The 26,502-nt window shown below is 57.3% G+C and carries 19 protein-coding genes and 2 pseudogenes; 10 read left to right on the top strand and 11 right to left on the bottom strand.

All coding sequences use genetic code 11. The features are described 5' to 3' along the window. Positions 1–108: 108 nt before the first annotated feature. The 4 genes from ACXAE6_RS01245 to traF (ACXAE6_RS01230) form a co-directional block, all read right to left on the bottom strand. Positions 109–867: a pteridine reductase gene (locus ACXAE6_RS01245; protein WP_475143448.1), complete on the bottom strand. Its 759-nt coding sequence runs from the start codon at positions 865–867 to the stop codon at positions 109–111. Next, positions 858–2,084, bottom strand: a complete 1,227-nt coding sequence (locus tag ACXAE6_RS01240; protein ID WP_475143447.1) for a multifunctional CCA addition/repair protein — start codon at positions 2,082–2,084, stop codon at positions 858–860. Before ACXAE6_RS01240 ends, ACXAE6_RS01245 begins: the two co-directional genes overlap by 10 nt. A 163-nt stretch (positions 2,085–2,247) precedes the next feature. Then, positions 2,248–3,927, bottom strand: coding sequence for a conjugal transfer protein TraF (gene traF / locus ACXAE6_RS01235; RefSeq protein WP_475143446.1), 1,680 nt, complete (start codon positions 3,925–3,927; stop codon positions 2,248–2,250). Positions 3,928–4,206: 279 nt separating this feature from the next. Continuing rightward, complete coding sequence (traF, locus tag ACXAE6_RS01230) at positions 4,207–5,874, bottom strand: conjugal transfer protein TraF (RefSeq protein ID WP_475143445.1); 1,668 nt, start codon at positions 5,872–5,874, stop codon at positions 4,207–4,209. A 353-nt stretch (positions 5,875–6,227) separates the two neighbouring features. Here traF (ACXAE6_RS01230) and ACXAE6_RS01225 point away from each other — a divergent pair, with 353 nt between their 5' ends. Both ACXAE6_RS01225 and ACXAE6_RS01220 read left to right on the top strand, forming a co-directional pair. Next, a complete protein-coding gene (locus ACXAE6_RS01225; RefSeq protein ID WP_475143442.1) occupies positions 6,228–6,839 on the top strand; it encodes an LPP20 family lipoprotein in 612 nt (203 codons plus the stop codon). 55 nt (positions 6,840–6,894) lie between these two features. Then, positions 6,895–8,157: a flagellar assembly protein T N-terminal domain-containing protein gene (locus ACXAE6_RS01220; RefSeq protein WP_475143439.1), complete on the top strand. Its 1,263-nt coding sequence runs from the start codon at positions 6,895–6,897 to the stop codon at positions 8,155–8,157. Positions 8,158–8,245: 88 nt separating this feature from the next. On the opposite strand, the gene ACXAE6_RS01215 is transcribed toward ACXAE6_RS01220, so the two are convergent. The 5 genes from ACXAE6_RS01215 to ACXAE6_RS01195 all read right to left on the bottom strand — a co-directional run bounded on the left by ACXAE6_RS01215 (position 8,246) and on the right by ACXAE6_RS01195 (position 14,726). Continuing rightward, positions 8,246–9,070 (bottom strand): symmetrical bis(5'-nucleosyl)-tetraphosphatase, encoded by an 825-nt coding sequence (locus ACXAE6_RS01215; RefSeq protein ID WP_475143435.1) that lies wholly within the window; start codon positions 9,068–9,070, stop codon positions 8,246–8,248. Beyond that, positions 9,067–9,858, bottom strand: a complete 792-nt coding sequence (gene rsmA / locus ACXAE6_RS01210; protein WP_475143432.1) for a 16S rRNA (adenine(1518)-N(6)/adenine(1519)-N(6))-dimethyltransferase RsmA — start codon at positions 9,856–9,858, stop codon at positions 9,067–9,069. Before rsmA ends, ACXAE6_RS01215 begins: the two co-directional genes overlap by 4 nt. A 24-nt stretch (positions 9,859–9,882) precedes the next feature. After that, positions 9,883–10,887 (bottom strand): 4-hydroxythreonine-4-phosphate dehydrogenase PdxA, encoded by a 1,005-nt coding sequence (gene pdxA / locus ACXAE6_RS01205; protein ID WP_475143430.1) that lies wholly within the window; start codon positions 10,885–10,887, stop codon positions 9,883–9,885. Then, entirely contained in the window at positions 10,884–12,104 is a 1,221-nt protein-coding gene (locus ACXAE6_RS01200) for a peptidylprolyl isomerase (protein ID WP_475143428.1), read from the bottom strand. Before ACXAE6_RS01200 ends, pdxA begins: the two co-directional genes overlap by 4 nt. A gap of 81 nt (positions 12,105–12,185) precedes the next feature. Beyond that, positions 12,186–14,726, bottom strand: coding sequence for an LPS-assembly protein LptD (locus ACXAE6_RS01195; RefSeq protein ID WP_475143425.1), 2,541 nt, complete (start codon positions 14,724–14,726; stop codon positions 12,186–12,188). A 218-nt stretch (positions 14,727–14,944) separates the two neighbouring features. Between ACXAE6_RS01195 and djlA the strand changes: the two genes are divergently transcribed. Both djlA and ACXAE6_RS01185 read left to right on the top strand, forming a co-directional pair. Next, positions 14,945–15,748 carry a co-chaperone DjlA gene (gene djlA / locus ACXAE6_RS01190; protein WP_392799942.1) on the top strand — a complete coding sequence of 268 codons (804 nt, stop codon included), beginning with the start codon at positions 14,945–14,947 and terminating at the stop codon, positions 15,746–15,748. Positions 15,749–15,833: 85 nt separating this feature from the next. Beyond that, complete coding sequence (locus ACXAE6_RS01185; RefSeq protein WP_475143420.1) at positions 15,834–17,201, top strand: leucyl aminopeptidase family protein; 1,368 nt, start codon at positions 15,834–15,836, stop codon at positions 17,199–17,201. A 3-nt stretch (positions 17,202–17,204) separates the two neighbouring features. On the opposite strand, the gene ACXAE6_RS01180 is transcribed toward ACXAE6_RS01185, so the two are convergent. After that, positions 17,205–18,134, bottom strand: a complete 930-nt coding sequence (locus ACXAE6_RS01180; RefSeq protein WP_475143417.1) for a LysR substrate-binding domain-containing protein — start codon at positions 18,132–18,134, stop codon at positions 17,205–17,207. 101 nt (positions 18,135–18,235) lie between these two features. Between ACXAE6_RS01180 and metE the strand changes: the two genes are divergently transcribed. The 6 genes and pseudogenes from metE to ACXAE6_RS01150 all read left to right on the top strand — a co-directional run bounded on the left by metE (position 18,236) and on the right by ACXAE6_RS01150 (position 26,096). After that, positions 18,236–20,566 carry a 5-methyltetrahydropteroyltriglutamate--homocysteine S-methyltransferase gene (gene metE, locus ACXAE6_RS01175; RefSeq protein WP_475143414.1) on the top strand — a complete coding sequence of 777 codons (2,331 nt, stop codon included), beginning with the start codon at positions 18,236–18,238 and terminating at the stop codon, positions 20,564–20,566. A gap of 147 nt (positions 20,567–20,713) precedes the next feature. Then, the gene (locus ACXAE6_RS01170) at positions 20,714–22,705 is read left to right on the top strand and encodes a methyl-accepting chemotaxis protein (protein WP_475143411.1); all 1,992 of its coding nucleotides are present in this window, start codon (positions 20,714–20,716) and stop codon (positions 22,703–22,705) included. A 362-nt stretch (positions 22,706–23,067) separates the two neighbouring features. Then, entirely contained in the window at positions 23,068–24,816 is a 1,749-nt protein-coding gene (locus ACXAE6_RS01165; protein WP_475143407.1) for an acetolactate synthase 3 large subunit, read from the top strand. 2 nt (positions 24,817–24,818) lie between these two features. Next, complete coding sequence (ilvN, locus tag ACXAE6_RS01160; RefSeq protein ID WP_392799960.1) at positions 24,819–25,310, top strand: acetolactate synthase small subunit; 492 nt, start codon at positions 24,819–24,821, stop codon at positions 25,308–25,310. A gap of 113 nt (positions 25,311–25,423) precedes the next feature. Continuing rightward, positions 25,424–25,798, top strand: a pseudogene (locus ACXAE6_RS01155) (type II toxin-antitoxin system RelE/ParE family toxin). Further along, complete coding sequence (locus ACXAE6_RS01150) at positions 25,791–26,096, top strand: helix-turn-helix domain-containing protein (protein ID WP_475143404.1); 306 nt, start codon at positions 25,791–25,793, stop codon at positions 26,094–26,096. The pseudogene ACXAE6_RS01155 and the gene ACXAE6_RS01150 overlap by 8 nt, the downstream one beginning before the upstream one ends. A gap of 79 nt (positions 26,097–26,175) precedes the next feature. On the opposite strand, the pseudogene ACXAE6_RS01145 reads toward ACXAE6_RS01150, so the two are convergent. Then, positions 26,176–26,406: pseudogene (locus ACXAE6_RS01145) on the bottom strand (LysR substrate-binding domain-containing protein); the annotation flags it as partial. Positions 26,407–26,502: the final 96 nt, after the last annotated feature.

Genomic DNA, 26,502 nt, shown 5'->3' with positions numbered 1-26,502 from the left:
ACGTGGCACACTAAGGATTGGGTTTGTGCCTAGGAGTACCGCTTTATGTGATGAGGTCCAAGGATGACAGGCGCGTTTGTGACCGCTTTGCTAGAGGCTTGGCCGGCTTTATTGCTTCAACGTTCGTCCGCCATCCACCGCTAAGACCTGCCCGGTAATATAGGGCGCTGTTGCCAGGAAGAGCGCGGCTTCGGCTAGGTCTTTGGGTTGGCCCATTGCTCCCAGCGGAATCTGGGCGGTGAGGTGTTTTTCGTAGTCCGAACCCTGACTTTCCGGCAACAAGATGGCGCCGGGTGCGACGGCATTGGCGCGAACGTAGGGCGCTAAGTCTAGCGCCATGGATTTGGTGGCGCTGATTAGGCCGGCTTTGGCGGCGGCGTAGGCGGGGTGGTCGGCTAAAGGGCGCAGGGCGTGGATGTCGACCATGTTGATGATGGCGCCTTTTGCTTTAGTCAGTTCGGGCACTAGCGCTTGGGTGAGCAAAATGGGTAAGCGCAGGTTGGAGTGCAATAACCGATCGAGGTCGGCTTCTTCTATTTTACCGAAAGCGGTGGGGAAGAAAGCGGAGGCGTTGTTGATGAGTACATCGATGCGGCCGAAAGCGGCGCTGGCCCGTTGAGCGAATTCGTTAATGCTATCGGCGTTTTCCAGTGTGGATTGTATTGCCTGAGCGCTGTTGTCTCTTTGTTGGTTTAAATCGGCAACCAGCGCTTCGGCATCGCTTTGACTGCTGCGGTAGTGAACCATTACGCGAAAGCCAGCCTGATGAAAAGTACGCGCCAGCTGTGCGCCAACCCGACGCGCTGCGCCGGTAATCAATACCACGGGCGCCGGGTGAGCCTCTTTTAATTTCAGCGTCAGTTCCATGTTTTTTGTACATCCTTAACGGCATTGATGCGCGCGCGGTGAATGGCTTCGCCGAGTTTGGCGCCTTCATAACCCTGGGCCATTAAGTCGGCCGGTTTTACCGATTGGCAGGCGGCGAGGCAAGCGCGGAAGCGGTCTGCCTCTGGATACGGCTGTTGTTCCAAACCGGATCGTCCGCGCGCATCGGCTTCGCAGGCAAGCAGGAAATGTTCGAAGGTTTCCGGCTGCCGAAAAGCGGCGAAGGCTTCCAAGGTTTTCACAACGGTGGCGGCTTTGAGTTCGCCGATTTTGTGGCAATGCGTATGGTAACGCGCGGTCAGTTCGGCCAGGCGTGCGGGCTTTTTCGGCCATTTGCGTTCGGCGGCGACTTTGGCAATCGCCTGGGCGCCGCTTTCTTCATGGCCGCGATGTGACGGCCAGTATTTGGGGTCGGTTAGGCCTTTGCCGAAGTCGTGGCACAGGACGGCGAGGCGAACGTCGAGGCTGTCGCTTAATTGCACAGCGATTTGCAACGCTTTTAAGGTGTGAATGGCGGTGTCGATTTCCGGATGCCAGCGCATGGTTTGTGGCACACCAAAGAGCGCATCGAGTTCCGGCAGAATAATTTTTAACGCGCCGCAGGCGCGCAGTTCGCGAAAAAAACATTCTGGATTGGGTTCGAGCAGGGCGCGGCTCATTTCCTGCCAGACGCGTTCGTGTACCAGATACTGCAATTCGCCATCGTCCACCATGGCGCGCATCAGTTCCCGGGTCTCGTTGGCCACTTCAAAACCCAGGCCGGCAAAGCGGGCGGCGAAGCGGGCCACGCGCAGTACTCGTAGTGGGTCTTCACGGAAGGCGGGCGAAATATGGCGCAGTTGTTTGTTGTTGATGTCGGCTAAGCCACCGTAAGGATCGACCAATTCACCGCTATCGCTTTTGGCGATGGCGTTGATGGTGAGGTCACGGCGCAGCAGGTCGTCTTCGAGGCTGACGCTGGGGTCGAATTGCACTTCAAAGCCGGTGTAGCCGTGGCCGGATTTGCGCTCGGTGCGCGCCAGGGCGTATTCCTCTTTGGTGTGCGGATGCAGGAACACCGGGAAGTCGGCGCCGACGCGCTGATAACCTTCAGCTTCGAGTTCTTCCGGGTGCGCGCCCACGACCACCCAGTCGCGGTCTTTTACCGCCAGTCCCAGGAGTTCATCGCGTACTGCGCCGCCGACCAAATAGGTTTGCATTGTTCATCAGGTGTTTGAATGTTCGGGCATTGTACTGCTGAAGGCAGATGGCTGACAGGTTGGTAGGCACTTAACGCACGCTGAGCTTACGGGAGATGCAGTGCCGCCCAGCGTTAAGCGAAGCAAGGATTGGGGTTTCGGCTGAAACCCCGTCTTAACCTGGCTACCAATTCATCGAAAACTGGCTGGCGATGCCGGCGTCGCGGAATGTCTTGTGTGGGTCGAAGCTGGGTACCATCCAGGCGGTGATATCGAGGCCGATGCCGAAGGGCGTGAAACCCAAACCGGTGCTGATGGTGTGCAGGTCTTTGATGGCCAGGTTGTTGCGGTAGCCGCCACGTATTTTGGCCCAGTTGAAGGCATCGAATTCGGCGCCGATGCCGAATTGCTGGCTGGGCGAGCCATAACCCAGAGGTTTGTTTTCGGTGAGATCAAGGTCCATCGCCAGGGTGCTGAAACGGGTTTCGTGAGCGGCACCGATTCTGGCTTTGGGTGACATGGTTAATTCCCGGCCGGCGGTGCTTTTGAAGGTTTGCGGGATGATGTCTTTGACTGCCAGGCCAGCGCGCATCTGGCCGCCGATAATGGTGGGCCAGGTTTTGGCCACGCCCACATCAACATTGCCGGTGGTGACGAATTTGACGTTCTCCATAAAGTCGCCGCTTTCCACGCCATTGTTTTCGTTAAAGCTGAAGCTGTCTTCGAATATTTGAATCAGCTGCAGTTTTGGGGTGATGCCAATGGCAAAGTCCTGCTTTAAAAAGGTGACATCGCGCGCGACGGACAAGCCCAGTTCCGTCAGGTTGGCGCCAAGAATGGTGATGGTGGAATCATCCCCCAAACCTTCGAGCGTCGAACTTTGTAATTCGCCATCAACGAAGAGGCCGTCTTCGCTGGTGTAGCTGGCGAGGTTGGTGTTGCCGATAGGGGATCGATCCTCGTTGGTAAAGCTGCCTTCGCCGTCACAGATTACCGCGGTTTGATCTTCGTTGGTGACTTCGGCGTAGAGCGACGCCTGCGCCAATATCAAGTTGTTGAACGCTGCCTGGTAAGCGGCATTGCCCGAGGTGCACGGTTCTACCGAGGTGTCGAAGGTGTTGAAGGTGGCCAGAGCCGCGGAGAAGTTGGCGTTCAGTTGGGTGACTTGTTGAGACTCGTTGGCAAAGCCATTGGTGGCCGCGACAATACTGCTGATTTTATCCAGATCCCCCTGATCGATTTTCGTCAACATGCCGAGGTTGATATTGGAATTAAGATGCAGCGCGGCGCTGGTTTTTTTCCGAGGCAGGGAAATGGCGGTGCCGATGGAGCCGAGGAAAGCCAGAGGTTTTTTGTTGAGTGTCGAAAAGCTCTCGCTGGATTTTTTTACGGCGGCATCCAGGTCGTTCATCTCGGCTGTAATGATGGTGACTTTCTCACTTAAGGCGGCGTTGGCGGCGCTGAATTTTTCCAATTCCTCCTGGCTTCCGCCGTCTTTGAAATCAGCCGAATCCCGAACGTTTCTGACCGCTTCGGCCAGGGAGACAGTGTTGGCATTACCCTCTACCTGGGTGGTAAGGACGGCGATATCGACTTCCTTGAATTCACTGACGACAGAGACGGCTTCTTCAAAGCCTTTGCCGTCGTCGATGGCCAATACCATGCTGGGTAACTGCAGGCCGAAGTCGATTTTTTCGCCGAAGTTGGTCAGTAAGGCGGGGTTGAACTGGCTGGCGGCGAATGAGGTTGCTGATGCTACGCCGGTACCGCCCATGGCATTCGAGCGGGTGTCATTCCCGGTAAAAGGCGCGGCCGATGCCGCTGTGGTGATCAAGGTCACCAGTGTCACTAAAACGCGTTCCATCGTTTCGATTCCCTGTGGTGTCAACGACCCTCGGTTGGGTCGTGGTGCTTCCGTTGCGGCGTTAAAGAATGTAACCGGAGTTTAGGGGCGAAGGTGAGACCTGAATAGATGCCTTATTGACGACTGGGTCTCAGAACGGAGTTGTTGCTGAGCAGGGGGAGCTGGTTGGATGTTTGGGCCGAGGCCCAGGGGAGATCCCGGATAAGGCTGCTGCGCAACCTTTCCGGGCTTTGGGGGAGCGGCGGGTGTCTACCGCTCCGGGACGACCGGAGGTTTGGCTTACCAGTTCATGGAGAACTGGGTGGCAAGACCTGCGTCCTGAACGATTTCTTCCCATTCAGTTGCAGGGCTGAGCCAGGCAGTTATGTCCAGGCCGACACCGAAGGGTGTGAAGCCGAGGCCGGTGGTGATGACGTGGCTGTCTTCGACGCTCAGGTTATTGCGGTAACCGGCGCGGACTTTCATCCAGTTGAAGGCGTCGAATTCACCGCCCACACCGATGTAGCGCGTGGTGACGCCATAACCCAGGGGTTCGTTTTCGGTCAGGTCCAGGTCCAGCGCCAGGGTGCTGAAGCGGGTTTCATGGGCGACACCAATGCGTGCCTTGGGACCCATTTCCAGCTCGCGGCCGGACGCACTTTCGAAGGTCTGTGGAATCAGGTCTTTCACCACCAGGCCGGCACGCACCTGGCCTTTGGCGACGTTGTACCAGTTCTTGGCGATACCGATATCGAGGTTACCGGTGAAGGCCGTGGTGGTGTTCTGGCTGAGGGTGCTGGAGTCAACAGAGCCGGCTTCGTCGAAGGCGATGGTGTCTTCGAAAATCTGCAGCGACTGGATTTTCGGGGTGATACCGACGGAGAAGGTTTGGCCCAGGTAGGTGAATTCACGAGCGGCAGAGATGCCCAGTTCTACGATATTGGCGCCGAGGATGGTGACGGAGGAATCGTCGCCGAGGCCATCAGTAGCTGAAGCCTGGAGTTCGCCGTTTACGTAGATACCGCCACTACTATAAGTGTCCAAGTTATTTCCGTCGTATTGACCGGTATAAGTGCCACCACAATATCCCTGCCCTGCACCGATAGGAACGTCCCCGGCGCCAGTTTCAGCTTGGAGGTCCGCTTGTGCTTCGAGAAATGCATCCCATGCGTCAGCACTGTCACCAGACGCACATGGATCGGCGACGCCTGCAAATGGTTCTAATCCGTTAGCAGCGGATGATACGGCGGACGATAGCGTTGTAAGGTCTTGCGCTTCTGCAGTGTAACCCGTGGTGGCACTGACAATGGCGCTAATCTGATCAAGGTCTGATTGTGCAATGTTGGCCCTCATACCTAGGTTGGCACTGGTATTAAGGTGCAGTGCTAAGCCAAGTCCGGAGCGAGGGATTGCCACAGCAGCTCCGATGGATCCTAGTATTGAAAGCGGGCGGTCTTCGAGTGTAGAAAGGCTGTCATTAGTTTCGTTAATTGCGACATCCAGGTTATTCATTTCAGTTTGGATAATGTTGATCTTTGTCGATAAATTAGCGTTGGCCTCATTAAGAGCTTGTAAGTTAGCCGAGCTAAAGTCTGCATCCAAGTTCGCTGATGCTGTTTGGAGCTCACTTACGGAGGTGCTTAATGGATCAACACCACTGCCGCCGTCGATTTGCAGAATAATTTCGTTAGTATCCGTATCCTCAAACGCCTCAGTAACATTCGCCGCCTTAATAAACCCATACCCATCATCAATCGCAAAGCGGATGCTCGGCAGTTGCAAACCAAAATCCACATCATCGTCATAAGCCGACAACAGTGCCGGGTTGAACTGGCTGGCGGCGAAGGAGTCGGCGGAGGCGACACCGGTGTTACCCATGGCATTGGAGCGGGTGTCGTTGCCGGTAAAGGGGGTCGCAGAGGCGGTGCCGGCCGTCAGTATGGCCAGTGCAAGCAGACTTCGTTGCATAGTGATCTTCCTGTGATTTCTGGTTGGGCGGCCAAATACCGCTGGCGGGTTGCTTTAAAAATAGTGGATGTGAACCACTTTGCAAAGCGAGCTTGATGCAATAATCGATGAAGTCGTCTTTTGGTGTGTCTTTTGGCGAAATTAGCGACATTTTTCGTCAATTTATTGGCGTTGCTCGTGCGCTACAGCCGCCTGGATTGAAAATCGTCAAGCCGCTGACAGCCTGATCACCTGGCTTCCTCGACCGCACCACGGTCACCACTCCCGAAATGCCCCTAATGTAATTTCTGCGCTGGCCGATAGCTGGAAACAACAGCGTCAGGCCACGTGCCGATATGAAAATGGAGCGCCCTATGCAAGCGAATACCCTGCGCCAGGTGATCAGCCTGGCGGCCCTGTCCCTGCTGCTCACTGGTTGCGGAATGTTCGGCGGCGATGAGCCGAGCCAGGAAGAACAGGTGGCCGCCATTGTCTCCGAAGTGCGCCAGATCAATGAAAAACTGCCTCCGATGGAGCCGATGGTGTTGCGGGCTTCCGGTTACGGCGCCATCAACCCCAACTCGGCCGGTCTGACCGAAGTTCAGCAGCGTCTGATTGCGCGTCGCGCTTCCAAGCTCGATGCCTACCGGACCATGGCGGAACGGGTGTACGGCACGCAGATCATCGGTACTTCTACCGTGGAAGACATGGTGGTGCAGAGCGATCGCTACCGTGCCTTTGTCGATACCCAAATCATGGGTGCGCGGGTGATTTATCAGGAAATGCTGTCTGACGGCAGTTACGAAACCATGGTCGAGATGGTGATCGACGAAGGTTTCCGCAACTGTCTGGCCAACCGTGCCAACGGTCGTCAGAACACCAGTTGTGCCGCTGACATGGTTCACGACATCGATGCCATTACGCGCAGTCAGCTGACGCGTCAGGGCGTGGAGTCGAATGAATCCGGTCTGTACTTCATCGAATAACGGTATCGAATAACAGCATCGCCTAACGGCATCGAGTTGGTGGGAGGAGAGCATCATGTTGCGCACAAAACAGAGTCTGAAGATGGCACTGCGTTGGTTCGTCGCCACGGTGGTTTTCCCGCTGGCTGCGATCAGCCTGGCGCAAGCAGAACCGATGCCTTCCAACGATGGTCTGGTACTGGTTGACGCCGTCGGCGAAGCGGAAATTCAGTTTGGCGATACCGACAGCGCCCGCATTCGTGCACTGCGCCAGGCGATCGAAAGTGCCTCGGTGCAGGTGAGTGCTCAGGTGCATTCCACCCAGGTGATGGAAAACGGCAATCTGACGGTCGATTACCTGCGCGTGAACAGCGCCGCCCGGGTGACCGATATTCACATCATGAGTGAAGGCCGCCAGGGCAATATGTACCAGGTGTCCATTACTGCTCGGGTGTCGTCTAACGAAGTCTGCGCCAATGTGATGGCCAACCACTATCGCAAAACCGTGGCGGTGACCGGTTTCCAGATGGACCATCCGGAACAGTCCACCATGGGCCATCTGGGTTCGGTTGATCGGGAACTGGCGGCTTATTTTGTGAATGGTTTTGGTGGCATGGCCGGCATTCGTGCGCTGAACGCCAACACCATGACTTTGTACCCGAACAGCGATGCGGCGCCGACGCAATTATCGCCGCGCATGACACTGACCAGTGCGGTGGATGCTGCGAAAAACCTCGGTGCTCAGTTTGTCATTTCCGGCGCCATTCGCGAGTTGGCGATGGAAGACCCGCACGCCGACCAGCCGAAAATCTGGGATGGCATGTTGTCGCGCGTTGGTATTGAACGCCCTGAACGCACTCGTCATTTCGTGTTCGATATCTTCGTACACGATGGCTATTCCGGCGCCCTGGTTTTCCAAAGCCGTTACAGCACTTACGGCGAATGGAACGAGCCGCGTAATGCGCGTGTTGGTTTCGCTACCGGTCGTTTCTTCAGTACCGATTACGGCCATGAAGTAAAACTGCTGCTCGACCAGGCGGTGGAAGACATTCAGAAAACCATTCAGTGCCAGCCTTTTATGGCCGCGATCAGCCAGGTCAATGGTCAGCGTATCTTTGTCGATACCGGTGCCAGCAGCGGTTTGCGTCCGGGCGATTTCCTGAGTGTGTATCGCACCAGCCAGCACTTCGACCGCCAGGGCGATACCTTCTGGCAATTGAGCGACACCCGCCTGGTGGCGGAAGTCAAACAGGTGCAACCGCACTTCGCCATTGCCGAACTGGCGATTGGCAGCGAACGTTTGAATTTGCAGATGGATGATGTGGTGATGGCCTGGTAATTCCCCTGCTAGGCCAAATAGTCTCTCTCGACAGGCGCCAGCTTTCGTTAAGAACTGGCGCCTTTTTTTATGTTGTTGCTGACGGTTGTTAAACCGAGAAAACAATGCCGGCGGTATCGCAATGCAAGCGCTCGCCGGTATCGAGATTCATCAGGGTTAAATAATTATTCCAGACGTAACCGGTATCGAGAGCGACAAAATCGTCGTTGCCGGTGCGACCCATCAACGCGGCCCAGTGACCGAACAGGATGGTGTGGTTGCGTTTAACCGGCCAGTCGAACCAGGGCCTCATGCCGGTGGGGAAGTCGTCGATGCCTTCTTTGTGTTTGAATTCCAGTCGGCCGTCGGGGCCACAAAAGCGCATGCGGGTGAAGGCGTTGGTGAGGTAGCGGTAACGCGCCATACCGGTTAGGTCGTCGCTCCAGACGTCGGGCTTGTCGCCGTACATTTCACTGAGAAAACCGAGAAAACGCGGTCGGTCGGCGAACAGACTTTCCAGTTCTTTGGCGTGCAGTTGGGCTTCGTTGTCGCTCCAGATTGGCGGGATGCCGGCGTGTGTCATCAGCAGGCGGCGTTCGGCGTCGTGCAGTAATACCGGCCGGGTGCGCAACCATTCCATCAACTCGAAGCAGTCTTCGGCGTTCAAAATACGGTCGAGGTCGGGATTGCTTTTCATCGGTTGCTGACTGAGTGCCAGCGCTAATAAATGCAGGTCGTGATTGCCGAGCACGGTTTCAGCGGCAGCGCCCAGTGAACGCACAAAACGTAAGCAGCCGAGTGAATCGTCGCCGCGATTAACCAGATCGCCGGTCAGCCAGAGTTTGTCGACGTTGGTATCGAAGCCGACGGTTTCCAGTAGCAATTCGAGTGGTCTGCGGCAACCCTGGAGGTCACCGACGGCATAGAGCGTCATGCTTTCTCCTGACGGTGGATGGCGTTGGCCAGGTTCACAAAGTCGGCAATGGCGAGGTTTTCGGCGCGCTCTCCGGGGTTTAATCCCAGCGCTTCAATGCCGGCGGCATCGATCAGCGGCTTTAAATTATTACGCAGCGTTTTGCGGCGTTGACTGAAAGCGGTGCGCACCACTGTGCCGAGCAGTTCAACGTTATCGGCCGGCGTTTGCGGTTCGGCACGTGGCGTTAAGCGGACGATGGCGGAGTCGACTTTTGGCGCCGGCTGGAACGAGCCGGGCGGTACGGTGAACAGATAACGCGCTTCGCAGTGGTACTGCATCATGATGCCGAGACGGCCGTAAGCGTTGTCGCCCGGTGCGGCACACAGCCGTTCGACCACTTCCTTTTGCAGCATAAAATGCATGTCGTGAATCTGGCCCGACCAGTTGAGCAGATGAAACATCAGCGGCGTGGAAATGTTGTACGGCAGGTTGCCGACCAGGCGCAGTTTTTCATCGCCGTTGATCAATTGGCCATAGTCGAAACGCAGCGCATCGGCTTCGTGAATACGCAGCTTTTGGGCATCGAAAAACTGGGCGCGCAGGATGGGAATTAAGTCGCGGTCGAGTTCGATAACGTCGAGTTCGCCCTCGGTTCCGGCCAGCAGCGGCTCGGTCAGGGCGCCACGACCCGGGCCGATTTCCACCAGTCGCTGCCCCGGTTTGGGCGCGATGCTGGCGATGATGCGATCGATGATGCGGCTGTCGTGCAGAAAGTTCTGGCCGAATCGTTTACGCGCTTTATGCATTCAACTGTCCATTTGCTGGGTCGTTTAACTGACCATTGTTGTGCCGGTGTTGTGCCGGTGTTGCGCCATGGTGGCGGCGGTTTGCAGGGCGACGGCGAGTGAGCCGTCCGATGCTGTGCCGGTGCCTGCTAAGTCGAGCGCGGTGCCGTGATCGACCGAGGTACGCACAAAAGGCAGGCCCAAAGTAATGTTCACTGCCGCGCCGAAGCCTTTGAATTTCAGCACCGGTAAACCCTGGTCGTGATACATGGCGAGTACGGCGTCGGCGTCGTCCAAATAGTGGGGTTGGAACAGCGTATCGGCCGGCAGCGGGCCGTCGAAATGCCAGCCGCGTGCGCGCAGTTTAGCCAGCGCTGGTTCGATGATATCGCCTTCTTCGTGACCCAGGTGGCCGCCTTCGCCGGCGTGTGGATTCAAACCGCAGACCAGTACTTTGGGTTCAGCACAGCCAAAATCGCGTTGCAGAGATTGCTGCAGCACCGTAGCGACGCTGTCGATGCGCTCGGCGGTGATGGCGGCGGGCACTTGTGACAGCGGTAAGTGAGTGGTCACCAGAGCCACGCGCAAGCCTTGGGTGGCCAGCATCATCACGACCTGATTAACGCCACTGTTGGTTTGCAGATATTCGGTGTGGCCGGTGAAGGCGATGCCGGCGTCGTTGATGATGCCTTTGTGCACCGGGCCGGTGACTAACGCGACTTTACCGGCCATGGCAAGGTCGATGGCGATGTCGAGTGTTTTCAGTACATAAGCGGCGTTGCGGGCGTCGAGCTGACCGGCTTCGCAAGGCGCGTTCAGCTCAACCGGCAAGACGGGCAATACCCCGGCTTGCGGTGCTTTCAGTGCGTCGATGCTGGCGAGTGTTTCGATGCGCACGTCCAGGTTCAACAGGCGTGCGCGTTCGGTCATCAACGCCGGATCGGCGATGGCAAACCAGGGTTGGCGGTGCTCCAGCAGCGCTTGTTTCAGTACCAGATCCGGGCCGATGCCCGCTGGTTCACCGGGAGTGACCGCCAGCGGCAGACTCACAATTTGACCTCGACAAAGCTCTGGGCGCGCAACTCCACCAGCCAGCGTTGCAACGCTTCTTCGAACTTGCGTTGCGCCAGCGATTCGCGCACCTGTTGGCGCAACACATCCAGGCCGACATCGGTGGTGCGCTGATCTTCAACGCGCAGAATGTGGTAACCGAAGTTAGATTCAAACACCTCACTGACCTGGTTCATCGGCGTCTGCCGAACCTGGTTGGCGAAGGCCGGCACAAACTCTTCGGCCTGACGCCAGCCCAGTGCGCCGCCTTTGCCTTTGCTGCCCAGGTCGTCGGTGAACTGGTCGGCCAGGCTGGCCATGTTGTCGCCGTCGATGATGCGCCTGCGCAGGTCTTCAAGCAGTGCCTGAGCCTGGGTTGCATTGAGCAGGGCGTTCGGCTGCACCAGGATATGCCGGACCTGATATTGCTCGACCTGAACCGCCTGCCGATCGGTTTTGTTGATCAGCTGGGCCAGATGCAAAGCGCCGCCGTTTTCAATCAGCACTGCTTCGTTCAGATCGAGCACCGGTACCACGGTGCGGAAAATGCTCGGCAATTCGCTGACCGGGCGCAGGCCCAGGTTGCGGGTGTTGTCGTCGATGCTCAGTTGGTCGCCGGCTTGCAGTTGTTCCAGTTTTGCCTGGGCTTCATCGCGTTGCTCCAGGCTGTAACGGCGGTAGAGCAATTCGAATTTCACGTCCTGAATGGATTGGCCGGCCAGGGTGTCGAGATAGCGGCTGACTTCACCTTCGGTGACGTTGACTTCGCGGCCGACGTAGCGCCGACGTACCTGGTTCAGCGTCAGTTCGCGGCGCACATCACGACGCAGGTCCTGATAGCTGTCGCCGCTCGATTCCACCGCGGCGATGAAGTTGTCCAGTGTCATATCGCGTTGTTGGGCCAGGGTGTTGATGGCGTCGTTGACCTGGCTGTCGGTGATATTCAGGTTCATGTTGCTGGCTAGTTGCAGTTGCAGCCGTTCCAGAATCAGCGAATCCAGTACCTGGCGCTGCAGTTGATCGCCCGGCGGCAATACCTGTGGGCTGTTCTGGTAGCGCTGACGAATTTCGGCGGTGCGCTGTGCCAGCTCGTTGGCGGTGACAATGTCTTCGTTGGCCACGGCCACAACGCGATCGAGCAACTCGGCGGCGTCGGCACGCCAGGCCAGCATCAGCGACAGGGCTGTGGTGAGGGTTAAGAGGGTCAATCTGTGCACGATGTGGCTCCTGGAATCAGTGCGGTGCGATGGACGGCAGGCTTGCATCACCTGCCGTCATGAGGGCCGCGGTGCAGCCCTTCAACGATAATTATGAATACGTCCGTGGTAACCCGGTACTTTGTCGGCCAGCAGCGATTCGATTGAGCCGGTGCTGCCGCCCAGACCTTTCAGCGTGAATTCGAATCTTACACCGCGCTCGGGACGCGATGAAAACAGACTGTCGGAATTGTCGTCTTCGTCATCATCTTCGTCCGGCTCGTTGCTGAAGCCGACGACACGGACGTTCCAGCAACAGCTATCGTAGTCGATGCCAACCACCAGGTCGGTGTTTTCGTAGTCGCCATAGGGTTCGTCGTCGACCACAGGGCGCGCCCAGTTAAGGTGGCCAACCAGAGCGATGTTGGCGCGCAGCGGCCAATAGCCCGACATGCCAAAACCCTGAGCATCGTCTTCGCGGGTGATGCCCAAACGCAGGAAACGGCGGCCGCGTGGCAGGTAGGTTACGTCGGCGGAATAGGCTTCCAGGGTGCCGTCTTCATGCGCCCATTGGGCGGAGGCGTTGACCTGCACATCGGCCGCCGGGCGCCAGCGTGAATCGAGATAAGTCGGGCTGAATTCGGGTTCGAAATCGGGATCTTCCGGTCTCGATGCGCCGGTTTCTGTGACGCGTTCCTGCGACAGTTTCAAACCTTTGCTGAGGCCGGCAAACAATACTTCTTCGCCCGTGCGGTTATTGCGAAAGCGCGAATCCATGGCCACGCTGAGCCGGTTCATATCGCCGATGCGATCGAGTCCGCTGAAGCGATCGTTGGTGAACAGCTTGAAGTCGTTATCGACCGCTTCGGTGTTGAGGTTGGGCAGGTCGCTTTGGTCGACGAACGGCGTGTAGGTGTAGTGCAGACGCGGCTCGATGGAATGCACGATGATGCCGGAATCGGTGCGATAGGGTTTTTCGGCGACGATGCGGCTGTCCATGGTGAAGCGGCCGGTGACGATGGACGGATCGCGTTCAAAGTCGTCGTCGGCAAAACTGAAATCGGAATCCAGCGGATTGCTTTGCTGGTAACCCAGAAAGAACGCATCCACTTGGGGCCGCACATAACCCCATTCCACCGCCAGCGGATAACTCAAGCCGGTGCGCGCATACAGCCGATTGGTCTCGTTGGCGGCGGCCAGGTCGGAATTATCGGCTCTCGCCAGCAAAGCATCTTCCTGCTGCGGCGTTAATTGCCGGCTGAAGCGGCTGGCGGTCAGCTGACCAGACGGGCTGAGATTGCCGGGCAGGTTGAGCGGCTGATAGGTCAACGCCAGTTCTGGCAGGCGTTGCAGTGGCCAGTCGTCTTTATCGAGTGGATTGCCGGGAATGAAATCTTCCTCTTCCGGCAACTGGAATTCGGTCAGCAAACGGGTGCGTAAATCGCCAAAGCGGGTGCTGGCGGCAATGCTGGCGGTGTGGAAATCGGAATTGCCATCCTGCACCGGGGTGGTGAATTCGTTGTCGACCGTGAGCAGACCGGTGGGGATGCGACGGGTGAGGGTCAGATCGAGGGTTTGGTCGTCGACACTGTCACCGCCGTTATTGAAGTTCTGATCGTAGCGGCGGTCGCTGACCCAGCGGGTGTCGAGATCGTAACCGGTTTTGTCGTTCAACTGGCCGGCCAGACGTTGACGATAGGCCCAGCGACGCGGTGCGGTTTCGTTATCGGTGGTTTCCGCTTCCTGGGTGACCTGCACATCCAGGTCGGTGATGCCGCTGTGTTCTTCGGTCAGAAAACGGAATTCGTTACGCGCCAGTAAACCCAGCTCGCCAAAATAATGCAGCGTGAAGGTGTCATCGTAATTGGGCGCCAGGTTCAGGTAATAAGGCACTGCCAATTCGGTGACGCCGCCTTCACCCAGACCGTAGGTTCCGGGCAAAAAACCGCTGCGACGGCGTTCGTCGATGGGGAAGGATAAATAAGGTACATAGAGCACCGGAATCGATTTGATTTCAAAGCGCGCGTGCCAGGCGCGGGCGATGCCGGTTTGTTGATTCACCGTCAGCGAGGCGGCGCGAATTCCCCAGGCCGGGTCTTCGGGCATACAGCGGGTGATGGCAATATTTTCGCCGCGAAATTGGCTCAGGGTTTGGCGGTGCAGCGTTTGTGCCGAGCCGTGCAGGTCTTCGCGATGCAGCGCGAATTCGGCTTCATTGATGGTGGCTTCGTCGGTCTCAAAATCGAGCAATGCCGATTCGCCGGCGATCAGTGCACCCAGCGAACGCAAGCGCACCTGGCCGTCCAATTCACCCTGGCCGCTGCTGCTTTCGTAGCGAATTTCGTCGGCATAGACTTCGAAGGCGTTGCGCTTGGCGCTGACATCACCGCTGAGGTGAGCTGAGTCGGTCGAGAGGTTGTCGCTTTCATCGAAGTGGAAAACCAGCGGGAATTCTTCGTCGGGTCGGCTTGGGTCGATGCTGTCGTCCAGGCGCATCGGATCGACAAAACCGCCGGGGCAATAGGGTGCAATGTCCTGGCGTTCGGCCTCGGGTAATTCAGCGTAGGGGCGCCAGTCGCGCAGCACGCCAGCATTTTCGGTCGCACTGTTTTCGGCAACACCTTTATCTGCAACAACAGGCATCGCCAGCGTCGCTGACAAAACCAGAGTCAGCGGGCGGGTCAAAAACCGAAAGGCATGTGCGTGGGCGGGCGTTGGCATAGACCCCGGTGTGAGTTCGCAGGAAAACGGGCATGATACCCAAGCGGGCAGGGCGGTGGTAGCCCGGCATTCGAAGGGTTAAGCTGAGGCTTGGTCGTTTTCGAAGCTTTGACGTTGTCGGTGGTTGGAGGAGTGCAGTGGTGAAAGCTTGGGTTGGCAAAATTCTCGGCGGTGCCTTGGGCCTGTACGCCGGTGGGCCGGTTGGACTCGCGCTGGGTGTGCTGCTGGGTAATGCTTTCGATCGCACTGCGCAAGGCCAGGCCAATAAGCTGGATGGCGATCGCCGTGGCGTGCTGCAAACGGTGTTTTTTCAGGCGACCTTCCGGGTGATGGGTAAGCTGGCCAAGGCCGATGGTCGGGTCAGCGAGCAGGAAATTGAACAGGCGCGTGAAGTGATGACGCGCATGGGTCTGAACGAAGTGCAGCGGCTCGAAGCCATGCGTCTGTTTAACGAAGGCAAGACGCCGGATTACGACATCATGCCGCTGCTCGACGAGCTGCACGAAGTCATTGGCCGGCGCAGCACGCTCAGCCAATTGTTTTTGGAAGTGCAGTTGCAGACCGCCTATTCCGATGGTGCTTTGAGCGCCAATGAACAGCGCATTATTCAGTTGATCTGCAAAGCGCTGAACATCAATAAACTGCAATTTGAACTGATTAATCAGCGCATGCGTGCCCAGGCTCAGTTTTCCCGTCAGCGTGGCAGCTCGGCCGGACGCGAGCGTGGACCGAGTCTGGAACAGTCGTATCGCGTCCTGGGCGTGAGTGAAAAATCCACCGATGCCGACCTGAAAAAAGCCTATCGCCGACTGATGAGCCAGCACCATCCGGACAAGCTGGTGGCGCGTGGTCTGCCCGAGGAAATGATGTCTATCGCCAAGGAAAAAACCCAGGAAATTCAGCAGGCCTACGAAACCGTCAAGAACCAACGCAAACTCAGCTGAGCGCATAGTCCATCGCTGCCAGCCTCTTGAAACCTGCGCCGTTGCCGCTATAGAGGCAAACGGACCCGTACTAACAGAGATCTCCATGCCCACCACTGCAACCTTGCTTGAGGCCGGCACAAACGGCCTGCCACTGACCCTGATTGAACAATCCGACTACGACAACTGGCTGGCCGCACGGCCGCAGGCCGCGCAACGCTGGCTGGCATCCAGCGGCTTCAAAGCGCCCGGCCATGCGCTGTTGCCCGGCGCTGATGGCGAGGTGGCCGAAGTGCTGCTGGTGGTGAAAGACCGCCATGCGCCCTGGTTGCTTGGTGATCTGGTCAATCGGCTGCCCGCCGGCCGTTATCGGCTCGCCGATGACGACCAGGATGTGTTGCAACGTTGTGCTCTGAGCTGGTTGCTCGGTGCTTATCGGTTCGACCGCTACAAACAAAACCCGGCGCCGGATACGACGCTGGTGATCGACAACCAAGCGCTGGTGGAGCGCGTGCGTCATCTGGCTGAAGGCACGGCGCTGGTGCGCGATCTGGTCAACACTCCCGCCGCCGACATGATGCCGGAAAACCTGGCCAGCGCCGCGGCTGAACTGGCCGATCGTTTTGGCGGCCAATTCAGTGAAATCATCGGCGATGAACTGCTGACCCAGAATTACCCTGCGGTGCACGCCGTCGGCCGCGCTGCCACCCACGCACCGCGTTTGCTCGATTTGCGCTGGGGCGATGACAGCCAGCCCAAGCTGACTCTGGTCGGCAAAGGCGTTTGTTTCGACAGCGGCGGTCTGGACATTAAGCCCGCCGGTGCCATGCGCTGGATGAAAAAAGACATGGGCGGCGCGGCGCACGTGCTCGGCCTGGCGCAACTGATTATGGCGATGCAGCTGCCGGTGCGCTTGCGCGTGCTGATTCCGGCCGTGGAAAACGCCATCGCCGGTGATGCTTTCCGCCCGGGCGATATCCTCAACACCCGCAAAGGCCTGACCGTGGAAGTCGATAACACCGACGCTGAAGGCCGATTGGTGTTGTGCGATGCGCTGGCCGAAGCCGAGACCGAAGGCCCGGACCTGCTGATCGACTTTGCCACCTTAACCGGTGCTGCCCGCGTAGCCTTGGGTACTGAATTGCCGGCTTTCTTCACCGGCAGTAATGATCTGGCCGGTACGCTGACCGATGCGGGTTTGGCCGCTGACGATCCGGTGTGGCGCTTGCCGTTGCACGAGCCGTACGAAGACTTCCTGAAAAGCGACGTCGCCGATCTGGTCAACTGCCCGACCACGCCTTTTGGCGGCGCTATCACCGCTGCGCTGTACTTAAAGCGTTTTGTCGATGCCAGCCACTGGGTGCACTTCGATGTGATGGCGTTTAACAACCGCGCCTTGCCGGGCCGCCCCAGTGGTGGCGAAGCCATGGGTATGCGCGCGGTCTTTGAGTGGTTGGAGCGGCGTTATCGTTAAGCGTTAAACCACCGCCGCCGGTTCCTCTACCGGCGGCTTTCCTCCCGGCCCAAACCTTCCCGCTAATTCTGCAAAATCCGCCAAGTACTGACTGTTGGCATCGCTGCTGCGAATGGCCGAATACATCTTGCCTTGTAAGCCGTTTTCGCCGAGCTGACGGCTGACCAGGCTGGTCGGATGTTGCGAATAACGCAGCACCCAATCGGGCAGGACAGTGATGCCGCGGCCGCTGGCGACCAGCAATAAAATCACCGCTGTGAGTTCCGATTGGCGCAGGGATTTAGGTTCGATACCGGCCGGTGTCAGGAAGTGTTTGAACACATCCAGACGATCGCGGCTGACCGGGTAGCTGATTAGATGTTCCTGTTGTAAATCCTCGGCGCGGATAAAGTCGCGTTCGGCCAGTGGGTGATCGTCGGGCAGGATTAACCGGCCTTCGTAGTTGAACATCGGCCGGAAGATCAGATCGGCGGCTTCGATCGGATCGGAGGAAATCACCAGGTCGAGTTCGCCGGCGCGCAGGGCGGTGATGGAATCGAAACTCAGGCCCAGACGAATATCCACTTCCACCCCCGGCCAGGCTTGCTTAAAGCGCGCCAGCACTGGCATCAGCCAGTCGTAGCAGGCGTGGCATTCGATGGCGATATAGAGCCGCCCGGCTTCGCCACTGGCCAGGCGCGTCATTTCGTTTTCCACCGCGGCGATGCGCGGCAACACCGCTTCGGCCAGTTCCAGCAGCTTGCGCCCGGCCGGCGATAGCTTGATCGGTTTGGTATGACGCAAAAACAAACTGACGTCGAAATAATGTTCCAGGCCTTTGATCTGGTGCGACAGCGCCGACTGGGTGACGTGCAGCCGTTCGGCCGCTTTGGCCAGGCTGCCGGCTTCGTCGATGGCTTGCAGGCTTTGCAGATGGCGGCGTTCCAGAAACATTATGAATCCCTTTTGATAAAAGCATGAAGAACATGAGCTGGAATTGAATTGTGCCGGAAGTCAGACTCGTCGCCAATACTTCCAGACAGCAGGGATTGATCATGACCGTCGCTCACAGCCTTGGTTTTCCGCGCATCGGCGCCCGCCGCGAACTCAAGTTTGCCGTCGAAGATTATTGGGCTGGCCGTCGCAGCGCCGATGAATTGCATCAGCTGGCGCGCACCCTGAGGTTGCAGAACTGGCAGCATCAGCAGGCTGCCGGGCTCGACTTTGTCAGCGTCGGCGATTTTTCCTATTACGATCAGGTGCTCGATACCAGCGCCTTGCTCGGCGTGGTGCCGCAGCGGTTTGGCTGGAATGGCGGTCAGGTCGATCTGGATACCTACTTTCGCATGGCGCGCGGTCGCGCACCGAGCGGCACCGAAGCCGCTGCCTGTACCCTGACCAAATGGTTCGACACCAACTATCACTATCTGCAACCGGAGGTGGCGGCAGACCAGCGTTTTGCACTGTCGACCGACGCTCTGTTCGAGCAGGTTGCTGAAGCCCAGGCAGCGGGCTTTACGCCCAAGCCGGTGTTGCTTGGTCCGGTCACCTGGTTGTGGTTGGCGCGTCCGGTCGGTGGCGATTTCGACCGGCTGTCATTGCTCGATCAGCTGCTCGATGTTTACGCCCAGGCGCTGGAGCGTCTGGCAAAAGCGGGCGTGGACTGGGTGCAGTTGGATGAGCCAGCCTTGGTGCTCGATTTGCCGCAAGGCTGGCGCTCTGCTTTTGAGCAGGCTTACCACCGTCTTAAAGGCGCGCGCGTTAAGCTGTTGGTGGCCACTTACTTCGGTGGTCTGGAAGACAACCTGACGCTCGCCTGCAACCTGCCGGTCGCGGGTCTGCACATCGATGCGGTCAGCGCGCCGGACGAAGTGACGCTGGCGGCGGACTGGTTGCCGACGTGCAAGATTCTCTCGGTCGGTATCGTCAGCGGTCGCAATATCTGGCGCACCGATTTGCAGGCCGCGTTGGCAAAACTTCAGGCCGCTCAGGTCAAGTTGGCTGATCGTTTGTGGCTGGCGCCGTCCTGTTCGTTGTTGCACGTTCCGGTCGATCGCGATCAGGAAACCGAACTCGATGCCGAACTGCATAGCTGGCTGAGTTTTGCGGTGCAAAAACTCGGTGAAATCGGTTTGCTCAAACGCGCTTTGGCGGACGATCCTGATGCCCAAACCCAGGCCGAATTACAGGCCGCCGCCGAGATCGCCCGGGGCCGCTTGAGCTCGCCGCATCTGCATAAGGCCGCGGTGCGTAAGCGGTTGTCTGACCTGGCGACATTGCCGCTGTCACGTGAATTGCCGTTTTCTGAACGGCGCGAAATTCAGCAACTGGCGCGGCCGTTGCCGGCCTTTGCCACCACCACCATTGGTTCTTTCCCGCAGACCGATGCCATTCGTCAGACGCGTCGTGATTATCGTCAAAAGGTGATTAGCGAAGCGCAATACCAAGCGCGCATCGAGGCAGAAATTAAAGCCACGGTTGCCGCTCAGGAAGCGCTCGATCTGGATGTGTTGGTGCACGGTGAAGCCGAGCGTAACGACATGGTCGAATACTTTGGCGAACAGTTGGAAGGCTTTGGGTTTACCCGTTTTGGCTGGGTGCAGTCTTACGGCTCGCGCTGTGTAAAACCGCCGGTGCTGTTTGGTGATGTCAGCCGCCCCGAAGCGATGACCGTGCGTTGGGCACGTTACGCTGCCAGCCTCACCGATCGACCGATGAAAGGCATGTTAACCGGCCCGGTGACGATTCTGAATTGGTCCTTTGTGCGTGACGATCAGCCGCGCGCCGAAACCGCCCGGCAAATTGCGCTGGCGTTGCGCGATGAAGTGTTGGATTTGGAAGCGGCCGGCATTGGCATTATTCAGATTGACGAAGCCGCGTTGCGCGAAGGCTTGCCATTGCGGCGTCGCGCCTGGCAGAGCTATCTGGATTGGGCGGTCGATGCGTTTCGTTTAACCGCCAGCGGTGTTGTCAGTGAAACGCAGATTCATACGCATATGTGTTATTCGCAGTTTAACGACATCATCGATGCCATTGCGCGCATGGATGCCGATGTCATCACCATCGAAACCTCGCGCTCGGATAAACGCTTGCTCGACGCCTTCCGCGAATTCGATTACCCGAATGACATTGGCCCGGGTGTCTACGATATCCACTCACCCAACGTGCCAAACGTTGAAACCATGATTGAGTTGCTGGAAAACGCGGCGCAAGTGATTCCCGCAGAACGACTCTGGGTGAACCCGGATTGCGGTCTGAAAACACGTCGCTGGGAAGAGGTGAAGCCGGCCTTGGCGGCCATGGTGTCGGCGGCGAAGGTGTTGCGCCAGCGGTATGCTGGCGCTGGAAGACGCATGACGCACGCTGCGCTGACGGGAGACGCTTGATAGTGGAAGACGCTAAATACAGAGCACCGCGAGCATGGTTACCTAACCGGCGTCTCCCGTCTCCCGTCTAGCGTGCACAGCACTGCGCTTGCATTTCCTGAGAACCGTCTAGACTCAATGCAGTGACGCCAGGGAGCCCGGCACCTCATGAAACTGCATCAACGCTTATCGATCAGCAAAATATTGATTTTGACGGCGGGTTTGCCCATCGTCATTGCCACCCTCTATCTCAGTATTCTTATTGCGCAAGGCCATCAGACCTCGGTGGAAAGTGAGCAAGCGGTGGAGCTGGCTCACATCACCGAACTGCTTGATGCAGTGGCGCATCAGCACGCCGTTGAACGCGGACTGACAGCGGGTTTTCTTGGCTCCGGTGGTAGCCAGGGCCGAGCCGCACTCGATGAACAACGCGCCAAAGCCGATGTGGCTGAAACGGCGGTGCGCAATGCCCAGCCGAGTGATTTCAGTTCCATTACTGAACGCACCTTTCATAATGCGTTAGATCCCGTATTAGAGTTGCTTGATGATAAAGCCCAAATCCGCGCTCAGGTTGATCAGTTAACACCGGGCGTGCCCGCTTTTAGTTATTACTCCGATTTGAATTCGGCTGCCTTGCTCAGCCTCGATGCCACCGTGACGCCCATTCAGAATAAACAGCTGCGCTCGATGTTACGCGCGCGGTTGTCATTACTGTGGTTAAAAGAACGCGCCGGTCAGGTGCGTGGTTTGATGAATAACATTTATAAATCAGGTGATAGTAACTCGGCCCAGCAAGCGCAGATTCGTGGTTACCTAGTCGGTGAACGCAATTATTTGCAACAATTTGATGAGTATGCCGGCGAGCATTATGTAACGCATTTGGCAGAATTCAGTGAGCAGGATCATTGGCGGCGTATTGATCAATTGGTTCAGGCGTATCTGGCGCAAACCGATTTGTCCCGAGTGACCGGGCCCGACAATTGGTTTGCGCTGGCAACGCAACGCATTAGCGATATTAAATCGATGTCGGACACCCTGGGTGTCGACATTCGCGAATACGCGGAAGCCGAATTAAAGAGTGCACAACTCTGGTTTTGGTTCCGTCTGGGCATGCTGGTTTTTATTATGGCGCCTTGCGGCATTCTGGCGCTGGCGGTGAGCATTTCATTGCCACGGCGCATTGGTGGTATGCGCGAAACCTTGCAGCGGGTATCCGATGAATTGGATTTGAGCCTGCGCATGAACCCGGGTGGCCGCGATGAAATTGCCGACATTGCCGGTTCGATTAATCATCATCTGGATCAGATGGTCGATGTTATTCAGCACACGCTGAATTCGTCGCGTACGGTTTATGGCACCCTCAATCAATCGCGCGATATTTTGCAAAGTTCGATCAGCAAGGTAGACGAACAGCAAGACAGCATCGGCAGTATTGTCTCGGCGATCCATGAATTTAATCTGAGCAACGATGAAATTGCGCGCAGCATTCAGGGTGCAAACGAGCAGGCGATGGCCAGCGAAGAAATGAACAAAAGCGGTCAGGCCAACGTGCGGCAATTGAACAGCGATGTGGAATCACTGGACAGCGACATTCAGCAAACGTCCGCCATGGTGACCACCCTGTCGAACGAAATTTCCAGCATTACCGATATCCTCAGAGCCATTGACGAAATCGCCGAACAGACCAATTTGCTGGCGTTGAATGCGGCCATCGAAGCGGCCCGGGCGGGTGATCAGGGCCGGGGTTTTGCCGTGGTTGCCGATGAGGTGCGCAAGCTGGCGCAACGCTCGCAGTCATCGACCGAAGAGGTGCAGGCGATTACCACCAAGTTGCGCGCCGCCAGCGATAAAGCTTTGGAGTCGATGCAGCAAAGCAGTACTCGAACCGAATCGACCACCCGGCTGGTGCGCGAAAACGCCGGCACCATGGACAATATTTATCGCAGCGTTCAGACCATTGCCGAGATGATGACCAGCGTTAGCTCGGCCACACACGAACAGCAGGCGATGAGTCAGCAGATCAGCACCGATGCCGAGAACATCGGTGTCATCGCCAACAGCTGTGCCGACGCCATCAAAGGCACCGGCCAGGTATTGGAAGCCGCCAACAAAGAGTTTGACCAACTGCGTCAGCAATTGGAGCGGTTTCAGTTGGCGTGAGCGCCTGAACGCCCGGAAGACGCTTAACGCACGCTGCGCTGACGGGAGACGCCAGTTTGGCGAGCGCGCGGCGCTCCGTATTCGGCGTCTTCCGTTAAGCGTCTCCCGTCTCCCGTTAAGCATCTCCCGGCTGTGGCACACAGCCCCCCAACCCGCTACACTCCCCAGACCGCCGGCCCCAAACCGGTGGTCCATTGAACCCGATCCAGGCAGCAATGCCGGTGTCCGAGTTGCAGGGTTACCCTCAACCGGCCGGCTGTATTGGTGGCGTCGCTTACCGGCGGCGTGACTTGAATACGGGCTGAAGTCGCTCCAACTTCGGGAAGAGCGTCGTTCTTGGGTCTCAGACACAGGTGTTTGTCATGACACAGCCCGCCTCTGTCGCCGAGCCGGAAATGCTCTCCGGTGGCGAAATGCTCATCCGTTCGTTGAAAGATCAAGGCGTTGAATATGTATACGGCTACCCCGGTGGTGCGGTACTGCATATCTACGATGCCATCCATAAACAATCCGACGTCAAACATATTCTGGTGCGCCATGAACAGGCCGCTACCCATATGGCCGATGCCTACGCGCGCGCCTCGGGTAAGGCCGGCGTGGTACTGGTGACTTCCGGTCCCGGTGCCACCAATGCCATTACCGGCATTGCCACCGCCTATATGGATTCGGTTCCTATGGTGGTTATTACCGGCCAGGTGATGAGTCACCTGCTCGGCGATGATGCCTTCCAGGAAACCGACATGATGGGTCTGTCGCGGCCGATCGTTAAGCACAATATGTCGGTGCGCGATCCGGCGGATATTCCGACCATCATTAAGAAGGCGTTCTACATTGCCGAAAGCGGTCGGCCCGGTCCTGTCGTTGTCGATATTCCCAAAGACATGACCATGCCGAACGAGAAGTTTCCGTATGAATACCCGGACCGCATCAAGATGCGTTCCTACAACCCGGTGAAGAAAGGCCACAGCGGCCAGATTCGCAAAGCGGTGCACGCCATGCTGCAGGCCAAGCGGCCGATCATCTATGCCGGTGGTGGTGTGGTGCTGGGCAAAGCCAGCAAGGAATTAACCACGCTGGCGAAAACCTTGAACTTCCCGGTGACCAATACGCTGATGGGCCTGGGTGGCTACCCTGGCACCGATCGTCAGTTCGTCGGCATGCTCGGCATGCACGGCAGTTTTGAGGCGAACATGACCATGCACAACGCCGACTTTATTCTTGCTGTCGGCGCGCGCTTCGATGACCGGGTGACCAACAACACCAGCAAATTCTGCCCCGATGCGACCATCGTGCATATCGACATCGATCCGGCGTCGATCTCCAAAACCGTCACCGCCGACATTCCAATTGTTGGCCCGGTGAAACCGGTATTGAAGGAAATGCTGGAGCAGATCGAGCAGGCCAAGATGAAGGTCGACGAGGAAGCGTTGGGCGAATGGTGGGAGCGCATCGACGAGTGGCGTCAGCGTCACGGCGGTCGTTATCGCACCGACGATTCCGACCGCATGAAACCGCAGCACGTTATCGAAACGCTCAGCCGCATCACCAACGGTAACGCCTACGTCTGCTCGGATGTCGGTCAGCACCAGATGTTTGCTGCCCAGTACTACAAGTTCAACAAGCCCAACCGCTGGATCAACTCCGGTGGCCTGGGCACCATGGGCTTCGGCTTCCCGGCGGCCATGGGTGTGCAGTTGAACTACCCGGATGCCGATGTCGTTTGTGTCACCGGCGAAGGCTCCATTCAGATGAACATTCAGGAGCTTTCCACCTGCAAGCAGTACGGTTTGCCGGTGAAGATTCTCTGTCTGAATAACGGCTATCTGGGCATGGTGCGCCAGTGGCAGGACATGAACTACGAGTCGCGTTATTCCAATTCCTATATGGATTCGCTGCCGGATTTCGTAGCCCTGGCGGAGAGCTATGGTCACAAAGGCATTCGCATCGAAACCGCCGACGAGCTGGAAGGTAAGTTGGAAGAGGCGATGGCAGTGCGTGATCAAGTGGTCTTTATCGACGTTTTGGTTGATCAACACGAACATGTCTATCCGATGCAGGTACCGAACGGTGCCATGGCCGACATGTTCCTGAGCAAAACGGAGAGGACCTGATCATGCGACACATCATTTCTGTGCTGATGGAAAACGAAGCCGGTGCCTTGGCGCGGCTGGTTGGTCTCTTTGCTCAGCGTGGTTACAACATCGAGTCGCTGAACGTGGCGCCGACCGAAGACGAAACGCTGTCCCGCTTGACGCTGGTGACCATTGGTGAAGACAAGGTGGTCGAGCAGATCACCAAGCACCTGAACAAGCTGATCGAAGTGGTCAAGCTGGTCGACCTGACTGAAGGTTCGCACATTGAGCGTGAACTGATGATGATCAAGGTCCGCGCCACCGGCGCTCAGCGTGAAGAAGTCAAACGCACCTGCGACATCTTCCGCGGCCAGATCATCGACGTCACGCCGACCACTTACACCCTGCAAGTGACCGGCAACGAAGAGAAAGTCAGCGCCTTTTTGGAAGCGCTGTCCGGCTCGACGGTGCTGGAAGTAGCGCGGACCGGGGTGTCCGGTATTGCGCGTGGGGATAAGAGTTTGAGTTTGTAAGCGCTCACAGCGATGACGACTAAAGCGGGCTTTGCCCGCTTTTTTTGTGCCTGAGGATTGATATTGGTGTATCACCAGGTGCTATACTTTGTGCTGGTAATGAGGAGGCAAGGATGCGCATCTTCAAAAACCGTCGTTTTCAGCGCTGGGCAGATAAGGAAAGTCTGGCGGATGCTGTGCTGTGGCAAGCAGTACAGGAAATTGAGTAAGGTCTGGTAGACGCTTCTTTGGGTGGGAAATTGTTCAAAAAGCGCATTGCCAGTCTGGCTGGTGGGAAGCGAACTGGTTTCCGAACGATACTTGCCTACCAGGCTGGTGATAAAGCCTTCTTTATTTATGGTTTTGCAAAAAATGCGCGTGCGAATATTCGAGTCGATGAATTGCGTGCTCTGCGTCGCTATGGATTGGAGCTCTTTGGCTACAGTGACGCTGCGCTCGAGAAAGCCATAGCGGCAGAAGTCTTGATAGAGGTGAAAGCAGATGGCTGATTCTATTTTAGATGTTGTGCACGACAGTGCTCGGGAACTGCATGATGCCGGGCTGATGGATGAGATGACAATGCGCGAATTTGACGCTCTCTGTCTGCCACCGATTACTCAATACAGCGCCAGCCAAATTAAACAGATTCGCACCCGTAGCAAAGCCAGCCAGGCGGTTTTTGCCGCCTATTTGAATACCAGTCGGTCGACGGTGCAGAAATGGGAGCAGGGCGTGAAAAAACCCAACGGGGCCGCGCTGAAATTGCTGAACCTGGTGGATCGCAAAGGCTTGGACGTTTTGCTGTAGTCGCTGCTTAGTCGATCGATTTAGATAGCAAGAACTAAGCGGGCATGGCCCGCTTTTTTGTATCTATAGGTGCACTAAATTACTCGCTATAACCGCTCAAATAATCCGCGAGTTGTTCCCTTCCGCTAGCCGCGAACTCCGCTTGCAGTAAGGCCATAAAGGCCGTGACTTTGCTGCTTAGCAGACGTCGTTGATGATAGAGCGCCCAGACTTCCACCTCGCCATTGACCAGACGACCGTGCATCACCAAAGGTTTGGCTGCGAGGTCTGGTTGCACCATGGAGTACGGCAGCGCCGCCCAACCCAGTCCCGTTCGGACCGCATCCCCTTTTTCCCGCTAATCTGCGATGAACCTTTTTTATGGGTTTTTAGCGCCGGGTTGTTCGTCGTTTTACTCGCCATGGCG

The sequence above is a fragment of the Saccharospirillum sp. ABV4_185 genome, from assembly GCF_056159245.1.
This window is presented reverse-complemented; position numbering and strand designations above follow the sequence as displayed.

What these genes read in the sequence shown, in the direction of transcription:
- ACXAE6_RS01245 (WP_475143448.1), bottom strand. Translation starts at nt 867, where the DNA reads ATGGAACTGACGCTGAAATTAAAAGAGGCTCACCCGGCGCCCGTGGTA.
- ACXAE6_RS01240 (WP_475143447.1), bottom strand. Translation starts at nt 2,084, where the DNA reads ATGCAAACCTATTTGGTCGGCGGCGCAGTACGCGATGAACTCCTGGGA.
- traF (WP_475143446.1), bottom strand. Translation starts at nt 3,927, where the DNA reads ATGGAACGCGTTTTAGTGACACTGGTGACCTTGATCACCACAGCGGCA.
- traF (WP_475143445.1), bottom strand. Translation starts at nt 5,874, where the DNA reads ATGCAACGAAGTCTGCTTGCACTGGCCATACTGACGGCCGGCACCGCC.
- ACXAE6_RS01225 (WP_475143442.1), top strand. Translation starts at nt 6,228, where the DNA reads ATGCAAGCGAATACCCTGCGCCAGGTGATCAGCCTGGCGGCCCTGTCC.
- ACXAE6_RS01220 (WP_475143439.1), top strand. Translation starts at nt 6,895, where the DNA reads ATGTTGCGCACAAAACAGAGTCTGAAGATGGCACTGCGTTGGTTCGTC.
- ACXAE6_RS01215 (WP_475143435.1), bottom strand. Translation starts at nt 9,070, where the DNA reads ATGACGCTCTATGCCGTCGGTGACCTCCAGGGTTGCCGCAGACCACTC.
- rsmA (WP_475143432.1), bottom strand. Translation starts at nt 9,858, where the DNA reads ATGCATAAAGCGCGTAAACGATTCGGCCAGAACTTTCTGCACGACAGC.
- ACXAE6_RS01195 (WP_475143425.1), bottom strand. Translation starts at nt 14,726, where the DNA reads ATGCCTGTTGTTGCAGATAAAGGTGTTGCCGAAAACAGTGCGACCGAA.
- ACXAE6_RS01185 (WP_475143420.1), top strand. Translation starts at nt 15,834, where the DNA reads ATGCCCACCACTGCAACCTTGCTTGAGGCCGGCACAAACGGCCTGCCA.
- ACXAE6_RS01180 (WP_475143417.1), bottom strand. Translation starts at nt 18,134, where the DNA reads ATGTTTCTGGAACGCCGCCATCTGCAAAGCCTGCAAGCCATCGACGAA.
- metE (WP_475143414.1), top strand. Translation starts at nt 18,236, where the DNA reads ATGACCGTCGCTCACAGCCTTGGTTTTCCGCGCATCGGCGCCCGCCGC.
- ACXAE6_RS01170 (WP_475143411.1), top strand. Translation starts at nt 20,714, where the DNA reads ATGAAACTGCATCAACGCTTATCGATCAGCAAAATATTGATTTTGACG.
- ACXAE6_RS01165 (WP_475143407.1), top strand. Translation starts at nt 23,068, where the DNA reads ATGACACAGCCCGCCTCTGTCGCCGAGCCGGAAATGCTCTCCGGTGGC.
- ilvN (WP_392799960.1), top strand. Translation starts at nt 24,819, where the DNA reads ATGCGACACATCATTTCTGTGCTGATGGAAAACGAAGCCGGTGCCTTG.
- ACXAE6_RS01150 (WP_475143404.1), top strand. Translation starts at nt 25,791, where the DNA reads ATGGCTGATTCTATTTTAGATGTTGTGCACGACAGTGCTCGGGAACTG.